Below are 17008 nucleotides of genomic sequence, written 5' to 3' on the forward strand. Positions count from 1 at the left end.
CGGCGTGGAGCGCCTCACGCCGGAGGCCGCTCGCCCCGGCCGGCCCGTGGCCCATGCCGTGATCGGGTATGGCCGGCTGGCGCGGGCGCTGGTGCCGGCGTTGCAGGCGGCGGGTGAGCGCGTGCTCATCGGCCGCCGTTCAGCGCGCGGCGGCGAACTCACAGCCGCCGACGCGGCTGCGCAGGCCGACTGGGTCTGGCTGACCGTGCCCGACGACCACATCGCCGCGACGGCTGCGGCCTTGCCGTGGCGAGTCGGGCAGCTGGCGCTGCACTGCAGCGGCGCGACGCCGCTCGCCGCGCTGGCGCCCGCGCCTGCCGCGGCGGGCTTTCATCCGTTGAAGCTGCTGGCGGGCGATGCAGGGCTTGCCGGCGCGCATGTGGGCATCGAGGCGGGTGACGCGCACCGGCCCGCCCTGCTGGCGCTGGCCCGGGCGCTCGGCCTGGTGCCGCTGCCGTTGCCGTCGCCGATGGGTGCCGGCGCGCGGGCCGCGTACCACGCCGCGGCCAACCTGGCCGCCAGCGGCGTGCTGGCCGTGCTGGCCGAGGCCCAGGCGCTGTGGACCGCCGCGGGGCTGGACTCGGCCGAGGCCTTGCCGGCGTTGGCACCGCTGACCCGCGGCGCGCTGGACGCCGCGCTCGCCCGCGGCCTGGCTGGGGCCGTCTCCGGCCCCATCGCGCGCGGCGATGCCGGTGTGCTGGCCCGGCACTTGGAGGCGCTGGCGGTCGCGGGGCTGGACGCCGGCCTGCTGCGCGAACTGGGCCTGCGGCAACTCGCGCTCGCCACTGCGGCCGGCCGGCTGGACGTGGCGCAGGCCACGGCGCTGCGTGCGCTGCTGCAGGGCCGCTGAATGCGTGGGCGGCGGCCGTGACAAAGGCCGCGTTCGGCCGCCGCCGAGGTGCGCGTGCGGCAGGGGTGCGGTCCTAAACTGCCTCGTGCCGGACGTTGTGCCCGGCTTTGCCCCAAGGGAGTCCCGCATGTCCGACGCGTCCATCCAGACCTTGATCCGAGCCGATGCGGCCCAGATCCTGCACAACGTGGTGGACGAGCTGCCCGATGCGCGCGAGCGCCTGCAGTACGTGCGCAGCATGACGGAGCAGGCCGCCACCAAGGTGCTCAACCTCGTGGAGGCCGCGCAGGAAGACGCCGAGGCCGTGCGCAAGAAGGGCCGCGAGCTGTCGGACGCGCTGAACCGCCTGGCGCTGTCCAGCAACATCAGCCAGGAGCGTGCGCGCGCGCTGATGAAGCTGTGCGCCGCCTACGCGTCCGATGCGGCGAGCTTTGCGGCGCGCGAGAAGTCGCTGCACACCGAGATCATGATGTCGCAGGACTTCCAGGATCTCTCCGGCCAGGTCATCAACAAGGTCAGCAAGATGCTGGAGCGCGCCGAGCCGCCGCTCAAGGACCTGATCTCCTCGCTGCCCGCGCCCGTCGCAGCCGCCGCGCCGCAGGAACTGGGCGGCGTGCAGACGCCGGACAAGGCGCTCAAGCAGGACGACGTGGACGACCTGCTGGCCAGCCTGGGCTTCTGATCCCGGTGGCCTAGCGGCCGGCGAACCGCGTGAGCGCCTGCTTGAGGGCGGGCGCCACGACCTCGGATGAATACCGCTCGACGATGATCTGCCGGCCCGTGCGGCCATAGGCCCGGGCCAGGCTGCGTTCGCGCAGCAGCATGGTCAGCGCATCGACCCAGTCATCCACGCTGCGCGCACCCAGGCCGCAATCGCCGGCTGCGAGCACGTCGGCATTCATGCCAACCGGCGTGGCGACGACCGGAACGCCGCAGGCCATGTAGGTCAGCATCTTGAAGCTGCACTTGCCACGGGCCCAAGGGGTGTCCAGCAAGGGCATGATTCCCACGCTCATCCCCTGGATGGCGGTGACCTCGTTGTCGGGCGACCACGGGATGTATTCGATGCGTTCAGGGGGAATGTGCGTGAACGTGGGCGGGCGGTCGGAGACGATACGCAGTCGCGCCTCCGGAAAGCGCTGCAAGACGGCAGCGAAGGCAGTCTCGATAGGCCGGAAGTATTCGTAGCCACCGCTCGTGCCCGACCAGCCGATGACGAGTTCATCGCTGGGGGGCGCTGGCGTGAAACGCCGGGTGTCCACCGCCGTCGGGACGATGGCGATGTTGGGGTTCCATCGCTCGAAGTTCTCGGCCAGATAGCTGTTGCCGCAGATGACACCGGCGCACAGGCGCGCAAGCTTGGGGGCGAAGCGGCCCGGCCGGTAGAGCCAGATTGCGTCGTCCACGTCCAACACGCGCGGTGCGCGCGTCAGCGGCTCCAGCGTCACGTACTTGGACAGCATCTCGCGCTGCAACCAAGTCATGTCGAAACCGTGCGAGCGCACGATGCCCGGCAGCCGGGCCGCGAGCGTGGCCACGCCCCACAAAGGGCGGGCGAGCCGGCTGCGCGGCGGGTACATGCCCAGCGGCGCGGCGAACTCGGTCAGATCGACGCCGAGAGCCTGCAGCGCGGGAATATGCTGCCGGATCCTGAAGCGGGCGCCCGGGACATTTTCTCCGCCGGTGAAGGCGGCAACTTTCAACATGGTGGACGGCGCAATCAGGTCAGGTCTTGTCGAAGACGAATTCGTTGCAACCCATGCGACCGCCCACGGTCCGGAGTTTTTCGAGTCGGAAACCGTGCCGCTTGTAAAAGTCGAAAATCTCTTCGGGCTTTGAAACCTCGAAGGGATATCCGCCCAGCCAGTCGTGCAGATCGTGCCAGGGGTTCATGCCGCGATCATATTTTTGGCCACGCGCCAGTTTCAGCAGAATGCTGGGCAGCATGGGATAAATGGCGTGGATTGCGAAGATCAGCGGCCGTGTGATTTTCAGCCTGTTGTATGCGCGCTTCATGGCGGTCCAGTAACGGCTGGCAAAGGGCTGATAGTTGTACAGCGCGATGAAGAGCTTGCCATCGTCGCGCACCGGCAGAGTCGCGTTCTCTAGCGCCAGCCACATGTTTCCGGTGTGGTGGAGCACGCCCCACGAATAGACGATATCGAACTTTCCTAGGCCGTTGACGTAGTCGACGTCCAATGCGGAGCCCGTTTGGATGTGCCAGTTCGTGTCGTCCTTGAAGAATCGGTTCTTCAGTTCCTGCGTGCAGGCCACGGACTGCGGGTCGTAATCAAAGGACATCACGGCGGCGCCCAGGCGCCGCGCCGCCAGCGAAAACAGGCCGCTGCCGCTGCCGATGTCGAGAAAGGTCTTGCCGGCCAGGTCGGAGATCGCCAGCATCTTCTTCAGGCTTGCCTCTGCTTCGAGGATCTTTTGCTCGTTCAGGGTGCGCAGGAAGCGTGCCCAATTGGCGCCGAACTCATAGCGATCACCTGATTTCAGTTCCTCGGCATGAGAAGCATCCGTGCGAACAGGCGAGATGTGGGACATGGCAGTTGTGGTTTGAGGAATGAAAGTCGCCAGGGCGATGGCCGTGAGGTTACGGGGTCATCCCCGCGGCGCCCGGCAGGCCGCGCCTGAGCTGGATTGCCTCGGCCATATGAGCGGCGCCGATGGCTTCGGCGCGGCCCAAGTCGGCCACGGTGCGGGCCACGCGCAGCACGCGGTGGAAGCTGCGTGCCGACCAGCCCAGGCGTTCTGCAGAGCGCTCCAGCAAGGCCTTCGCGGCGGGCTCCAGCGCGGCATGGGTGGCCAAGTTCTGCGCCTGCAACTGCGCGTTGGCGACGCCCTGGCGTGCGATCGCCTGTTCGCGTGCCGCCGCAACGCGTGCCGCGACGGCGGTGCTGCGTTCGCCCGGTGCCAGATCCTGCAGCTCGCGCGCCGGGATCATGGGCACCTCGATGAGCAGGTCGATGCGGTCCAGGAAGGGCCCGCTGAGCCGGCCCTGGTAGCGCGACACCTGGTCGGGCGTGCAGCGGCAGGCGCGCAAGGGGTTGCCCAGGTGGCCGCAGGGGCAGGGGTTCATGGCGGCGACCAGCTGGAAGCGCGCCGGGAACTCGGCCTGGCGTGCGGCGCGCGAGATCAGGATGCGGCCGGTCTCCAGCGGCTCGCGCAGCGCTTCCAGCGCCGCGCGCGGGAACTCTGGCAGCTCGTCGAGGAAGAGCACCCCGTGCTGAGCCAGCGAAATCTCGCCCGGCCGAGGTGGTGAGCCGCCGCCGACGAGGGCTACGCTGGAGGCCGAATGGTGGGGCGCGCGCATGGGGCGCTGTCCCCAGCGTGTGATGTCGAAGTGGCCTGCCAAGCTGAGCACGGCGGCGGACTCCAGGGCTGCCTCGTCGTCCAGCGGTGGCAGCAGGCTGGCCAGCCTCTGGGCCAGCATGGACTTGCCCGTGCCGGGCGGGCCCACCATCAGCAGGCTGTGGTTTCCGGCAGCGGCGATCTCCAGCGCGCGCTTGGGCGCGGCCTGGCCCTTGATGTCGGCAAGGTCGGGCAGGCCGGCCGGGCGCTCCCGTGGCAGGGCGGCCGCGCGGGGCAGGGTCTCGCCCTCGGGCTGCAGCGCGGCGACGACGTCGAGCAGGTGCCTGGCCTGGCGCACTACGAGCCCGTCGACGAGCGCGGCCTCGGCGGCGCTGGTCTCGGGCAGCAGCAGTTCGCGCTGCCCGCCGTCTTGGCGCAGCGCCAGCGCCATGGCGAGCGCGCCGCGCACCGGGCGCAGTTCGCCGGCCAGCGACAGCTCACCGGCACACTCGAAGCGTGCCAGCCGCGCGGCGTCGATCTGGCCATTGGCCGCGAGCAGGCCCAGCGCCATCGGCAGGTCGAAGCGGCCGCCTTCCTTGGGCAGGTCGGCCGGCGCGAGGTTGACCGTGATGCGCTTGTTGGTTGGAAAAGACAGCCCGCTGTTCTGCAGCGCCGCCCGCACGCGCTCGCGGGCTTCCTTCACTTCCGTGTCCGCCAGGCCCACGACGGTGAACGACGGCAGTCCGTTGGCCAGGTGCACCTCCACCGTGACCGGCGCGGCAGCCAGGCCGTCGAGGGCGCGGGAGTGGACGGTGGCGAGGCTCATCGGTCGGCGAGCAGGTGCAGGCGCGGGTTGAAAAACCAGTCTAGCCGCGGGGTGTCTCGTCCGGGCCGGAGCTTTTCCCATGTGCGCACTTCAATGGTGCATCGGCGGCGCTGGTTGTGTTCGATTTGGTGCGCTCGCCTGGGGCGGCGGTGCAGCCGGCCCGGATTCGTGCGGCACGGCGGCATGCGGCGCTTGGCACGGAAGCTGCAAATGACCCACCGGACTTGGTTCTTACCCACTTTTCAACAGGAGATCCCGCCATGAAGTTGTCCCCTTCGCTGCTCGTCCTGGCCCTGGCTGCGGTGGCACTGCCCGCGCTGGCCGACGAGCCGGCGCCGGACCCGCTGTCGTTCAATGTCGGCGCCGTGACCGAGTACCGCTATCGCGGCATCTCCCAGACCCGCCTGAAGCCCGCCCTGCAAGGCGGCATCGACTACGCGGACCCGAGCGGCTTCTACGTCGGTACCTGGGCCTCCACGATCAAGTGGATCAAGGACGCCGGCGGCGATGCCGACTTCGAGCTGGACCTGTACGGCGGCTACAAGACCGAGATCTCCAAGGGCCTGACGCTGGACGTGGGGGTGCTGCAGTACCTGTACCCCAGCAACAAGCTCAACCCGAGCGCCAACACGCTGGAGGTCTATGGCGCGCTGAGCTACGGGCCCTTCACGGCCAAGTATTCGCACAGCACGACCAACCTGTTCGGCTTCCCGTCCAGCAAGAACTCCGGCTACCTCGACGTGTCGGCCAACGTCGACCTCGGCGACGGCCTGACGCTGACGCCGCACGTGGGCCACCAGACGGTCAAGCACAACTCGGCGGCCTCGTACACCGATTACTCGCTGACGCTGGCCAAGGACTTCGCCGGGCTGGTGCTCAGCGGCGCCATCGTCGGCACCGATGCGAACAAGACGGCCTATGCCAGCCCGGTGAACGGCAAGTTCATGGGCAAGACGACCTTCGTGGTCGGCCTGAAGAAGACCTTCTGATTCAAGGGAGCGCGACATGAAACTGATCACTGCCGTCATCAAGCCGTTCAAGCTCGACGAGGTGCGTGAGGCGCTGAGCGCGATCGGCGTGCAGGGCCTGACGGTCACCGAGGTCAAGGGCTTCGGCCGCCAGAAAGGCCACACCGAGCTGTACCGGGGCGCCGAGTACGTCGTCGACTTCCTGCCCAAGGTCAAGATCGAGGCGGCCGTCAACGAGGACGTCGTCGAGCGCGTCATCGAGGCCATCGAATCCTCGGCGCGCACCGGCAAGATCGGCGACGGCAAGATCTTCGTGTCGCCGCTGGACCAGGTCGTTCGCATTCGCACGGGTGAGACGGGCAACGACGCCCTCTGACCCAGACCGCAACACGTTGGAGCAAGCACAAATGAAGAAACTCCTCGCCGGCCTCGCCTTCGCGGCGGCCGCGCTCGTCCCGGTCGCTGTCTGGGCCCAGGACGCTGCATCCGCCCCTGCGGCCACCGCCGCTGTCGCCGCCGCCTCGGCGGTGGTCGACGCCGCGGCCTCTGCGCCGGCCGTGGCCGCCTCTGCCGCGGCCGAAGCAGCCTCCGCCCCGGCCCCCGTGCCCAACAAGGGCGACACCGCGTGGATGCTGTTGTCCACGCTGCTCGTCATCATGATGACGGTGCCCGGCCTCGCGCTGTTTTACGGCGGCCTGGTGCGCAGCAAGAACATGCTGTCGGTGCTGATGCAGGTCACGGTCGGCTTCTCGCTGATCGTCGTGCTGTGGGTGCTGTACGGCTACAGCTTCGCGTTCACCGAAGGCAACAGGTTCATCGGCGGCACGGACCGGCTGTTCATGAAGGGCCTGTGGGACAACGTCGCAGGCACCTTCGCCACCGGCGCGACCTTCAGCAAGGGCACGCCGATGTACGAGATCGTGTTCGCGGGCTTCCAGGCGACCTTCGCCGGCATCACCGCCTGCCTGATCATCGGCGCCTTCGCCGAACGCATGAAGTTCTCCGCCGTGCTCGCATTCCTGGCGCTGTGGTTCACCTTCAGCTACATCCCGATGGCCCACATGGTCTGGTTCTGGATGGGCCCGGACGCCTACACGGCCGCGGGTGTCGTCGACGAGATGAACAGCAAGGCCGGCCTGATCTGGCAGTGGGGCGCGCTGGACTTCGCCGGTGGCACGGTCGTGCACATCAACGCCGCCGTCGCGGGCCTGGTGGGTGCCTTCATGGTCGGCAAGCGCATCGGCTACGGCAAGGAGTCGTTCACGCCGCACAGCCTGACGCTGACGATGGTCGGTGCCGCGCTGCTGTGGGTGGGCTGGTTCGGGTTCAACGCCGGCTCCGCGCTGGAAGCCAACGGCTTCGCGGCCCTGGCCTTCTTCAACACGCTGGCGGCCACGGCTGCCGCCGTGCTGGCCTGGTGCGTGGGTGAGGCGCTGCTGAAGGGCAAGGCCTCGATGCTGGGTGCCGCGTCGGGTGCCGTCGCCGGCCTCGTCGCGATCACGCCGGCCGCCGGCAACGTCGGCATCGGTGGCGGTCTGGTCATCGGCATCGTCGCCGGCTTCGCCTGCCTGTGGGGCGTGACCGGCCTGAAGAAGCTGCTGGGTGCGGACGACTCGCTGGACGTGTTCGGCGTCCACGGTGTCGGTGGCATCGTCGGCGCACTGCTGACGGGCGTGTTCAACAGCCCGTCGCTGGGCGGCCCGAGCGCCGTCGGCGACTGGGTCACGGCCACGGCCATCACGCCGGAGGCCTACTCCATCGCCACCCAGTTCATCGCCCAGGCCAAGGCCGTCGGCCTGACGCTGGTGTGGTCCGGCGTGGTGTCCGTGATCGCCTACAAGCTGGTCGACCTGACCATCGGCCTGCGTGTCACCGAAGAGGAAGAGCGCGAAGGCCTGGACATCTCGTCGCACGGCGAGACGGCCTATCACAAGTGACGCCCGAGTGACCGACGAGTGATCTCCCTGCGGCCGGGCCTGCTCGCCGGCCGCCGCTCAAGTGGAGCCGCCCCTCGGGGCGGCTTTTTTCATGGCGGTGGCGGCCTTATGCTGATCGCGCGCCAACGCGCCCGGCGCATCTTGTGTTCCGCCCGGCCGCCCCCAAGTGCGTCGCCCGGTCCGTCTGACTCTGAGATCATCCCGTCATGGTTCCCCATCTGATCACCGCCCTGAGCGGCCCCATCAACGAGCTGGAGGCCCGCGTCCTGGAATCCATGCCGGCCACGGAACGCTGGTTCAGGCTGGAGTGGATGGAGCACACGCCCACGTTCTACGCGTCGGTGGACCTGCGCAACGCCGGTTTCAAGCTGGCGCCGGTGGACACCAACCTCTTTCCCGGCGGCTTCAACCACCTCACCGCGCAGATGCTGCCCCAGGCCGTGCAGGCGGCCATGGCGGCCATCGAGAAGATCTGCCCGGAGGCGCGCAACCTGCTTGTCATCCCCGAGACCGGCGCGAAGTGCAGCTTCTACCTGGACAACCTGGCCACGCTGGCGCGCATCTTCACGCAGGCCGGCCTGAACGTGCGCTTCGGCACGCTGGACACCACGGTCACCGAGCCCACCGAGTTGCCCATCGCCAACGGCGGCAGCATCACCCTCGAGCCCCTGGTGCGCAAGCGCGGCCGGCTGATGCTCAAGGGTTTCGATCCCTGCACCGTGCTGCTCAACAACGACTTGTCGGCCGGCACGCCGCCGCAGCTGATGGGCCTGCACGAGCAATACCTGCTGCCGCCGCTGCATGCCGGCTGGACGGTGCGGCGCAAGAGCCAGCACTTCCGCGCCTACGAGGAAGTGGCCAAGCGCTTCGGCAAGCTGCTGGGCATGGACCCCTGGCTGATCACGCCCATGTCCACCAGCGTGGACCTGCACGGCCGATCGGGCCTGGAGGCACTGCAGACCGCCGCCGACGCCCAGCTCACCAAGGTGCGCCGCAAGTACAAGGAATACGGCATCAACGAGAAGCCCTTCGTCATCATCAAGAGCGACGTGGGCAGCTACGGCAAGGGCGTGATGACGGTGCGCGACGCCAAGGACATCGAGGCCCTGGCCGAGCACCTGCCCGAGAACCTCGGCCAGCAAGTCATCGTGCAGGAGGGCGTGCCCACGCACGAGCGCGTGCACGAGGCCGTGGCCGAGCCGGTCGTCTACATGATGGACCGCTACGTCGTGGGCGGCTTCTACCGCGTGCACGCCGGCCGCGGCATCGACGAGAACCTGAACACGCCGGGCGCCAGCTACGTGCCGCTGGCCTTCGCCGAATCGCCCCACCTGCCCCGTCCCGGCGAGAAGCCGGGCGTCAGTGCCCCCAACCGCTTCTACATGTATGGCGTCATCGGCCGCCTGGCGATGCTGGCGGCCAGCTACGAGCTGGAGGCGACCGACCCGCAGGCCGAAGCCGAGGCGGCCTGACGGCGCGGCTGACGCGCCATTACGCCGCGAGCAGGGCGGGCGTCAAGCCCCGGCCCTGTGGTTTTGCTGCATTGCACCAATCACGGGAACCGGGCGCAGAATCCGCACTTTCGAACAAACGCCACCCCAAGCCGGTGGTGCTCTCGACGTGAGTTCTTCCCACGCGGCCCGCAGCCCCTCGGCGATGGCGGGCCTCACCCTCGGTGCGCTGGGGGTCGTCTATGGCGACATCGGCACCAGCCCCCTGTATGCACTGAAGGAGGTGTTCCATGGCGGCCACGTGGCCACGACGCCCGAGAACATCCTGGGCGTGCTCTCGCTGCTGTTCTGGACGATGACCATCGTCGTCTCGGTCAAGTACGTGCTGCTCATCCTGCGCGCCGACAACAATGGCGAGGGCGGCCTGATCGCGATGCTGGCGCTGGCCACCAACGCCGTGAACGACAAGCCGCCATTGCGCCGCGGGCTGATGCTGGTGGGCTTGTTCGGCACGGCCATCTTCTTCGGCGACGCCGTCATCACGCCGGCCATGACCGTGCTGGGCGCCGTCGAGGGCATCAACGTCTACGAACCGCAGTACAAGGACGCCATCCTGCCGGTGACACTCATCGTCATCGCCGGGCTGTTCTCGGTGCAGCGCTTCGGCACCGGCGGCATCGGCAAGGCCTTCGGGCCCGTCATGCTGCTGTGGTTCCTGACGCTGGCGGTGCTGGGCGTCACCCACATCTTCGACAACCCCCGGGTGCTGGCGGCCGTCAACCCGGCCTACGCCTACGCCTTCTGCAACGACCACAAGTGGATCGCCTTCGTCGCCTTGGGCGCCGTCGTGCTGGTCGTCACGGGCGGCGAGGCGCTGTATGCCGACCTGGGCCACTTCGGCAAGAAGCCCATCCGCATCGCCTGGTACGGCATCGTCATGCCGTCCCTCGTGCTGAACTACTTCGGCCAGGGCGCCATGCTGCTGGACAACCCGCGCGGCGTCGAGAACCCGTTCTTCCTGCTCGCGCCGGACTGGGCCGAGATCCCGTTGTTCCTGCTCGCCACCGCGGCGGCCATCGTCGCCTCGCAGGCGCTCATCACGGCAGCGTTCTCGGTCACCAAGCAGGCCATCCAGCTCGGCATCCTGCCGCGGCTGCGCGTGGTGCACACCAGTGTGCGCGACACCGGCCAGATCTATGTGCCCTTCATCAACTGGGGGTTGTTCGCGCTGGTGGTGGCCGCCGTGGTGTTCTTCGGCTCGTCCAGCAAGCTGGCCGGCGCCTATGGCGTGGCCGTCACCATCGACATGACCATCACCACCGTGATGACCTTCTTCGTCATCCGCTACGGCTGGCGCTACCCGCTGGCGCTGTGCCTCGCGGCCACCGGCCTCTTCTTCATCATCGACGTGACCTTCCTCGCCTCCAACCTGCTGAAGGTGATGGCTGGCGGCTGGTTCCCGCTGCTGATCGGTATCGGCATGTTCACGCTGATGCTGACCTGGAAGCAGGGCCGCCGGCTGCTGTCCAACAAGCTGCGCGAGGACGCCATCGAGCTGAACGTCTTCCTGGAAGCCGTCTTCATCAGCCCGCCCACGCGTGTGGCCGGCACCGCCGTGTTCCTGTCCGCCGAGAAGGGCTCCACGCCCAACGCGCTGCTGCACAACCTCAAGCACAACAAGGTGCTGCACGAGCAGAACATCTTCGTCACCGTGAAGCACCACGAGGTGCCGTGGATTGACGTGGCGCATCGCTGCGAGGTCGAGGCACTGGGCAACAGCTGCTGGCAGGTGGCGCTGCACTTCGGTTTCAAGGACGAGCCCGACGTGCCCGAGGCGCTGGCGCTGCTGACGAAGCAGGGCGTGCAGCTGGAGGAGATGGAGACCAGCTACTTCCTCAGCCGCGACATCGTCATCCCGACCATCGGCTCCGGCATGGCGCTGTGGCGCGAGAAGCTGTTCGCCGGCATGCACCGCAATGCGGCGGCGGCGGCGGACTTTCTGCATTTGCCCACGAACCGGATCGTCGAGCTCGGCTCCAAGGTCGAAATTTAGGCCCACCCCCTACGCGCTGCTGGCCTCCAGCCTGCGACACGCAATGTTCGGTCGGGCGGCACACCTTCTTCAGGTTCACCGGCCACTCGCCGTCCGGCTGGCGGTAGCCGCGTCACCAGCAGCACCGAGTGCCGGCCGCGGCGTAGCAACAGGCGTGGCGCGTGCGCAGCGCGGCTAACCGGCTTCACACGCCGTGGCTCAGAACGCTTGCGCGTGAGGGCACGCGGCGCGCGGCCGACGGCGCACCGGTAGCATCGCCTGCCCATGATCCACACCGCCCCCGCCCAGCCCGAGCGCCGCCTCGGCGCGCGCCACGCGGCCGCGCTGTGCGTGGGCATGATCGTCGGTGCCGGCATCTTCAAGACCTCGCCCATGGTCGCGCAGGCGCTGCCCGAGGCCTGGCAGCTCTACCTGGCCTGGGTGCTGGGCGGCCTGCTGTCGTTCGTTGGCGCGCTGTGCTTTGCCGAGCTGGCCGCGGCGTTCCCGGACGCCGGCGGTGACTACCACTTCCTGCGCCGCGCCTACGGCCAGCGGCTGGGCTTCCTGTTCGCGTGGTCGCGCTTCGCCGTCATCCACACCGGCTCCATGGCGCTGCTGGGCTTCGTCTTCGGCGACTACATCGCGCAGGCCGTGGACCTGACGCCCTGGCTGGGCACACACGCGAGCGCGCTGCTCGCCGCGGGCCTCATCGTTGCGCTGACGGGTCTGAACCTGCTGGGCGTGCGCGTGGGCCTGGGCACGCAGCTCGGCCTGGCGGCGCTGGTGCTGGCCGGCCTGTTGATGGTGGGCCTGGGCGCGGGTGCGCAGCACCTGGCCGGCCAGCCGGCCGCCACGCTGGGCAGCGCTGCACCGCAGGCCGACTGGGGCACGGCGATGGTGTTCGTGTTCCTGGCCTACGGCGGCTGGAGCGATGCGGCCACGCTGTCTGCCGAGATGCGCGACGGCCGGCGCGGCATCGTGCGGGCGCTGCTGCTGGGCCTGGGCCTCGTGACGGCGTTCTACCTGCTGGCCAACTGGGCCTATGTGCGCGTGCTGGGCCTGCCGGGTCTGGCCGGCAGCGAGGCGCCGGCCGGCGCGCTGATGCGCCTGGCCTTCTGCCGCGGTGGCGAGCTGCTGATGGTGGGCGTCGTCACGCTCACGGCGGTGTCGGTCATCAACGCCATCCTCATCGCCGGCCCGCGCACCACCTATGCGGCCGCGCGCGACCGCGCCGCCCAGTGGCGGCTGGCGCGCTGGAACGCAAGACGTGGCACGCCGAGCGCAGCCGTCTTGGCCACGTCCACCGTGGCGCTGCTGCTGGTGGGCCTGGGCGACCTGACCCGCGGCGGCTTCGCGACGATGGTGGACTACCTGTCGCCGGTCTACTGGGGCTTCCTGACGCTCAGCGGCGGGGCGCTGATCGTGCTGCGCCGGCGCGAGCCCGACGCGCCGCGGCCGTTCCGCGTGCCGCTGTACCCATGGCTGCCGCTGCTGTTCAGTGCCTGCAGCGGCTGGCTGCTGTGGGCCAGCCTGGTCTACGTGAAGACCGGCGCCGTCGCGGGCGTGGCGGTGCTGGCGGCCGGCGCGCTGCTGCTGATGCTGGTGGAGCGCCGCTCGGGCTGAGCGTCAGCCCAGCGGCCGGCGCTCGATGCGGCCGTCGTGCACGCGCACGACCTCGCCCCTGTCCACCGGCGACCAGGCCTCGGCGTCGTCGCCCAGCGGTTCGGACGCGATCGCCCAGCCGCCCGGCTGGGGCTTCAGGTAGAGGCTGGGCGGCTTGTCGTCGCTGGCCCAGCGCACGGCCCACAGCTGCTCGCCGTCGGCCAGCGCGGCCGAGAAGCGCAGCGGCGTCGTCACGCCCCGCTGTTCCATCCCGTCGGCCGTGTCGTGCAGGACCCGGCCCAGCGCGGCCTCCACCGTTGCGCCGGCGTTGATACGCGCCATCAGCAGCAGGAAGAGCAGTTCCGAGTCCGTCGCGCCGCGCTTCAGGTCGTAGAAAGCGTCGGGCAGCTGCGCCTCCATCGCACGACGCACGCGCGGGAAATCACCCACCTGGCCGTTGTGGATGAACAGGAACCTGCCGAAATGAAACGGGTGGCAGTTCAGCCGCGACACGCCGCCGCCGGTGGCCGCGCGCACATGCGCCATGAACAGCCGCGAGCGCACGTTGGCGCACAGCGCCAGCAGGTTCTCGTCGCTCCAGGCCGGCATGACCTCGCGGTAGATGCCCGGCTCGTCGCGCTCGCCATACCAGCCGATGCCGAAGCCGTCGCCGTTGGTTGCGGACTGGGCTTGCGAGGCCTGCAGGCTCTGGCGCACCAGCGAATGGCGCGGTTTGCAGACCAGGTCTTCCAGAAAGATCGCGTCGCCCGAGTAGGCCAGGAAACGGCACATGCCGCGGACTCCATCCATGAGGTGGCGGCTATGCTGGCCGCATGCGTTCGGTCATGCAAGATTTTTCGCCGTCCACCGTAGTGGCCGGTTTCGTCGCGGTGCTGGTGGGCTACACCAGTTCGGTCGCCATCATCTTCCAGGCCACCGTGGCTCTCGGCGCCACGCCGGCGCAGACCGCCTCGTGGCTGTGGGCGCTGGGCCTGGGCATGGGTCTCACCAGCCTGGGCCTGAGCCTGTGGACGCGCCAGCCCATCCTGACCGCCTGGTCCACGCCCGGCGCCGCGCTGCTGGCGTCCACGGCCGGCGTGGCCATGCCCGAGGCCGTGGGCGCCTTCATCGTCTGCGGGCTGCTGATCGTCGCGGCCGGCGCCAGCGGGCTGTTCGAGAAACTGATGGACCGCATCCCCATCGCGATTGCGTCGGCACTGCTGGCCGGGGTGCTGGCGCGCTTCGGGCTGGACGCCGTCGTCAGCGTGAAGACCCAGCCCGTGCTCGTGCTTGCGATGGCCGTGGCCTATCTCGCCGGCCGCAAGCTGTGGCCGCGTTATGCGGTGCCCGGCGTGCTGCTCGTGGGCGTTGCCGTGGCGCTGGCGCAGGGGCAGCTGAGCTTCGCCGGTGTCGACACCTCGCACGTCTTCGCGCTGCCGGTGTGGACGACGCCCGAATTCAGCTGGAGCGCCACCATCGGCGTGGCCGTGCCGCTGTTCCTTGTGACCATGGCCTCGCAGAACCTGCCTGGCGTCGCGGCGCAGCGCGCCAGCGGCTACCGCACGCCGGTGTCCGCCAGCGTGGCCGTGACCGGCGCTGCCACCACGCTGCTCGCACCCTTCGGTGGCTACGCCTTCAACCTGGCCGCCATCACGGCCGCCATCTGCATGGGCCGCGAGGCGCACGAGGAACCGGCGCGGCGTTACACGGCGGCCGTGGCGGCCGGGCTGTTCTACATCCTCGTCGGCCTGGCCGGCGGTGCGGTGGCGATGCTGCTGTCGGCCTTCCCGCGCGAGCTGGTCGCGGCCATCGCCGGCCTGGCGCTGCTGGGCACCATCGCCGGTGCGCTGGCCGCCGCGCTGAAGGACGAGGCCCACCGGGACGCGGCCATCCTGACCTTTCTCGTCGGGCTGTCCGGGTTAAACCTTTTTGGCATCGGCGCCGCCTTCTGGGCCGTCGTGGCCGGAGGCATCGCCATCGCGGTCGCCTCGTGGCGGCGCCCAGCGGCCTAGCGGCGCTCGGTGCGCGACGCACAGTGCGCAGGCACTGTGCGAGGCCGGCTCTCAGTCTTCGTTCTTGAAGACGAGCTTGACTTCGTGGGTGCCCTTTTCGCCGGGCTCGAACTTCCACTCCATCAGCGCCGTCTTCACGGCGCGGTCGAAGACGCGCTTGGGTTCGCTTTCGACGATCTCGACGTCGCTGACCTTGCCGTCGGCTTCGATGGTCAGCTTGGCCTTGACGGTGCCCGTGGAGATGCCCTTCTTGGACGCCTCGGCCGGGAAGTCCGGCGGCACCTTCTTGACGACCTTGGGCGTGGCGTGGGCGGCCAGGGCCAGCATCAGCGTGGCGGCGAGGACGGTGGCGGAACGCAGGAACGACATGGTGACAGACCTCGTGGGATAGGGGATGGGGCTCAGGCGGCGCGGAAGAAACCGACCGCGTCGATCAGGCGGGTGGAGCTGTCGCGCAGCGCATCGGCCGAGCGGCTGAGTTCACCCACCAGGCTGGTGTTCTGCTGCGTGGCCTTGTCCAGTTCATTCATCGCGCCGTTGACGACGCCCACGCCGGCGGCCTGCTCCTGGGCCGAGTGCGAGATCTCCTCGATCAGCTGGCCCATGTTGTTGACTTCGTCGACGACGCTGCGGATGGTCACGCCGGCGTTGTTGACCAGCGTGGTGCCGTTCTCGACCTTGACGGTCGATTCCTGGATCAGCACCTTGATCTCCTTGGCGGCACCGGCCGAGCGCTGCGCCAGCGCGCGCACTTCGGAGGCGACGACGGCGAAGCCGCGGCCGTGCTCGCCGGCACGCGCGGCTTCCACCGCCGCGTTCAGCGCCAGGATGTTGGTCTGGAAGGCGATGCCGTCGATGACGCCGATGATGTCGCCAATCTTCTTGGAGCTGGCGCTGATCTCTTCCATGGTCTCGACGACCTTGGAGACCACGGCGCCGCCGTTGCTGGCCGACTGGCGGGCCGTCACGGCGATGCCGGCGGCGCGGCGGGTCAGCTCGCTGGCGCCCTTGAGCGTGGAGGCGATCTGCTCGACGGATGCGGCCGTGTTCTGCAGGCTTGCCGCGGAACGCGTGGTGCGGTCGGCCAGGTTGGAGTTGCTGTCGGCGATGGAGCCGGAGTTGTGGGCCACCTCGCTGGCGGCCGTGGACACGTCGCGCAGCACGCCGGACAGCGCGGTCTGCATGTCCTTCATGGCCTGCAGCATCTGGCTCAGCTCGTCGCGTCCTTCGACCTGGATGTCCTGCGTCAGGTCACCGGCGGCGATGGCCTGGGCGGCCGCCTGCGCCTTGCGGGCCGGGCCGACGATGGAGCGGGTGATGACCAGGCCGCCGCCGATGCCGATGATGGCGGCCACGATGACGAGCGCCGTCGTCAACAGCACTGAGGAACGCGCCAGGTCGCCACCGGAAGCTGCCAGATGGTGGCCGCTGCCGAACTGCTGATCCACCAACTTCTTCAAGCCGTCCTGCAGCGCCTGCTGGGCGGGGCGCAGGTCGGTGATCAGGCTCTCGCGGGCCTCGTCGGGGCTGCCGTCGGCCTGGGTCTTCTGGAACTTTTCCAGCGCGGCCAGGAACTTGGTCTTTTGCTGGCGGACGTCGGCGACGATGTCTTTCTCCTCGTCGTCCTCCGGCGCCTTTTCGAGGCTGACGAGTTGGGTTTCGGCCTCGGTCAGTGCGTCGGCGATGGCCTTCTTCTGCTTCTTGATGGCACCGGCTGTGTCCAGCAGCAGCAGGTCACGCACGGCGCGCGAAATGATGTTGACCTGGCCTTCCAGTTGGTTGGCCGCCTGGATCTTCAGCAGGCTGGAGTTCGCCACGCTGTCCAGGTCCTTGGCCAGGCGGTTCGCGTTGGACGCGCCGTAGATGCCGATCCCCACCAGCAGCAGGATCAGCAGGCCGAAGCTCACGGCCAGCCGTTGGCCAATGCGCAGTTGCGTCAGGAAGTTCATTGCGTGAGGTTCCTTGTACGGAAACTTGGGGTGATGGCGGCCGGTGCGCCGCTCTTGATTCCAACGATTTGCAACACTTTAGGC

15 protein-coding genes are annotated in these 17008 nt (G+C 69.0%); 9 read left to right on the plus strand and 6 right to left on the minus strand.

Going from position 1 to position 17008, the window contains the following annotated elements:
- Positions 1 to 4: 4 nt before the first annotated feature.
- Entirely contained in the window at positions 5 to 850 is an 846-nt protein-coding gene (locus ACO07H_RS05445; RefSeq protein WP_422011943.1) for a DUF2520 domain-containing protein, read from the plus strand.
- A 127-nt stretch (positions 851 to 977) separates the two neighbouring features.
- Entirely contained in the window at positions 978 to 1532 is a 555-nt protein-coding gene (locus ACO07H_RS05450) for a protein phosphatase CheZ (protein ID WP_422011945.1), read from the plus strand.
- Between the two features lie 10 nt (positions 1533 to 1542).
- Here the strand turns inward: ACO07H_RS05450 and ACO07H_RS05455 are convergent, their stop codons facing one another.
- Genes ACO07H_RS05455 through ACO07H_RS05465 form a run of 3 tightly spaced genes read right to left on the minus strand, consistent with a single transcriptional unit; the run spans position 1543 to position 4973 of the window.
- Positions 1543 to 2556 (minus strand): glycosyltransferase family 4 protein, encoded by a 1014-nt coding sequence (locus ACO07H_RS05455; RefSeq protein ID WP_422011947.1) that lies wholly within the window; start codon positions 2554 to 2556, stop codon positions 1543 to 1545.
- A gap of 19 nt (positions 2557 to 2575) precedes the next feature.
- Positions 2576 to 3400 (minus strand): class I SAM-dependent methyltransferase, encoded by an 825-nt coding sequence (locus ACO07H_RS05460; protein WP_422011949.1) that lies wholly within the window; start codon positions 3398 to 3400, stop codon positions 2576 to 2578.
- A gap of 49 nt (positions 3401 to 3449) precedes the next feature.
- Positions 3450 to 4973, minus strand: coding sequence for a YifB family Mg chelatase-like AAA ATPase (locus tag ACO07H_RS05465; protein WP_422011951.1), 1524 nt, complete (start codon positions 4971 to 4973; stop codon positions 3450 to 3452).
- 260 nt (positions 4974 to 5233) lie between these two features.
- Here ACO07H_RS05465 and ACO07H_RS05470 point away from each other — a divergent pair, with 260 nt between their 5' ends.
- From ACO07H_RS05470 to ACO07H_RS05495, 6 genes are all read left to right on the plus strand, one after another.
- A complete protein-coding gene (locus ACO07H_RS05470) occupies positions 5234 to 5962 on the plus strand; it encodes a TorF family putative porin (protein WP_422011953.1) in 729 nt (242 codons plus the stop codon).
- Positions 5963 to 5978: 16 nt separating this feature from the next.
- Complete coding sequence (gene glnK / locus ACO07H_RS05475) at positions 5979 to 6317, plus strand: P-II family nitrogen regulator (RefSeq protein WP_119041111.1); 339 nt, start codon at positions 5979 to 5981, stop codon at positions 6315 to 6317.
- Positions 6318 to 6348: 31 nt separating this feature from the next.
- Complete coding sequence (locus tag ACO07H_RS05480) at positions 6349 to 7878, plus strand: ammonium transporter (RefSeq protein WP_422011956.1); 1530 nt, start codon at positions 6349 to 6351, stop codon at positions 7876 to 7878.
- A 206-nt stretch (positions 7879 to 8084) separates the two neighbouring features.
- On the plus strand, positions 8085 to 9350 hold the full coding sequence (gene gshA / locus ACO07H_RS05485) for a glutamate--cysteine ligase (protein ID WP_422011958.1): 1266 nt from the start codon (positions 8085 to 8087) through the stop codon (positions 9348 to 9350).
- A gap of 184 nt (positions 9351 to 9534) precedes the next feature.
- Positions 9535 to 11382, plus strand: coding sequence for a potassium transporter Kup (locus ACO07H_RS05490; RefSeq protein WP_422018592.1), 1848 nt, complete (start codon positions 9535 to 9537; stop codon positions 11380 to 11382).
- 264 nt (positions 11383 to 11646) lie between these two features.
- Positions 11647 to 12984: an APC family permease gene (locus ACO07H_RS05495; protein WP_422011960.1), complete on the plus strand. Its 1338-nt coding sequence runs from the start codon at positions 11647 to 11649 to the stop codon at positions 12982 to 12984.
- Positions 12985 to 12987: 3 nt separating this feature from the next.
- On the opposite strand, the gene ACO07H_RS05500 is transcribed toward ACO07H_RS05495, so the two are convergent.
- Positions 12988 to 13755, minus strand: coding sequence for a class II glutamine amidotransferase (locus ACO07H_RS05500; protein WP_422011962.1), 768 nt, complete (start codon positions 13753 to 13755; stop codon positions 12988 to 12990).
- Between the two features lie 53 nt (positions 13756 to 13808).
- Here ACO07H_RS05500 and ACO07H_RS05505 point away from each other — a divergent pair, with 53 nt between their 5' ends.
- A complete protein-coding gene (locus tag ACO07H_RS05505; protein WP_422011964.1) occupies positions 13809 to 14975 on the plus strand; it encodes a benzoate/H(+) symporter BenE family transporter in 1167 nt (388 codons plus the stop codon).
- 51 nt (positions 14976 to 15026) lie between these two features.
- Here ACO07H_RS05505 and ACO07H_RS05510 read toward each other — a convergent pair whose 3' ends face one another.
- Together ACO07H_RS05510 and ACO07H_RS05515 are read right to left on the minus strand one after the other, a co-directional pair.
- The gene (locus tag ACO07H_RS05510; RefSeq protein WP_422011966.1) at positions 15027 to 15344 is read right to left on the minus strand and encodes an energy transducer TonB; all 318 of its coding nucleotides are present in this window, start codon (positions 15342 to 15344) and stop codon (positions 15027 to 15029) included.
- A gap of 32 nt (positions 15345 to 15376) precedes the next feature.
- The gene (locus ACO07H_RS05515; protein WP_422011968.1) at positions 15377 to 16924 is read right to left on the minus strand and encodes a methyl-accepting chemotaxis protein; all 1548 of its coding nucleotides are present in this window, start codon (positions 16922 to 16924) and stop codon (positions 15377 to 15379) included.
- Between the last annotated feature and the right edge of the window lie 84 nt (positions 16925 to 17008).

Source organism: Roseateles sp., from assembly GCF_965229315.1.
Classification (GTDB): domain Bacteria; phylum Pseudomonadota; class Gammaproteobacteria; order Burkholderiales; family Burkholderiaceae_C; genus Pelomonas.

Bases quoted from the DNA above. Each gene is read 5' to 3' on its own strand.
- ACO07H_RS05510 (WP_422011966.1), bottom strand. From the start codon at position 15,344: ATGTCGTTCCTGCGTTCCGCCACCGTCCTCGCCGCCACGCTGATGCTG.
- ACO07H_RS05495 (WP_422011960.1), top strand. From the start codon at position 11,647: ATGATCCACACCGCCCCCGCCCAGCCCGAGCGCCGCCTCGGCGCGCGC.
- ACO07H_RS05490 (WP_422018592.1), top strand. From the start codon at position 9,535: ATGGCGGGCCTCACCCTCGGTGCGCTGGGGGTCGTCTATGGCGACATC.
- ACO07H_RS05450 (WP_422011945.1), top strand. From the start codon at position 978: ATGTCCGACGCGTCCATCCAGACCTTGATCCGAGCCGATGCGGCCCAG.
- ACO07H_RS05460 (WP_422011949.1), bottom strand. From the start codon at position 3,400: ATGTCCCACATCTCGCCTGTTCGCACGGATGCTTCTCATGCCGAGGAA.
- glnK (WP_119041111.1), top strand. From the start codon at position 5,979: ATGAAACTGATCACTGCCGTCATCAAGCCGTTCAAGCTCGACGAGGTG.
- ACO07H_RS05455 (WP_422011947.1), bottom strand. From the start codon at position 2,556: ATGTTGAAAGTTGCCGCCTTCACCGGCGGAGAAAATGTCCCGGGCGCC.
- ACO07H_RS05470 (WP_422011953.1), top strand. From the start codon at position 5,234: ATGAAGTTGTCCCCTTCGCTGCTCGTCCTGGCCCTGGCTGCGGTGGCA.
- ACO07H_RS05515 (WP_422011968.1), bottom strand. From the start codon at position 16,924: ATGAACTTCCTGACGCAACTGCGCATTGGCCAACGGCTGGCCGTGAGC.
- ACO07H_RS05505 (WP_422011964.1), top strand. From the start codon at position 13,809: ATGCAAGATTTTTCGCCGTCCACCGTAGTGGCCGGTTTCGTCGCGGTG.
- ACO07H_RS05480 (WP_422011956.1), top strand. From the start codon at position 6,349: ATGAAGAAACTCCTCGCCGGCCTCGCCTTCGCGGCGGCCGCGCTCGTC.
- ACO07H_RS05500 (WP_422011962.1), bottom strand. From the start codon at position 13,755: ATGTGCCGTTTCCTGGCCTACTCGGGCGACGCGATCTTTCTGGAAGAC.
- ACO07H_RS05465 (WP_422011951.1), bottom strand. From the start codon at position 4,973: ATGAGCCTCGCCACCGTCCACTCCCGCGCCCTCGACGGCCTGGCTGCC.
- gshA (WP_422011958.1), top strand. From the start codon at position 8,085: ATGGTTCCCCATCTGATCACCGCCCTGAGCGGCCCCATCAACGAGCTG.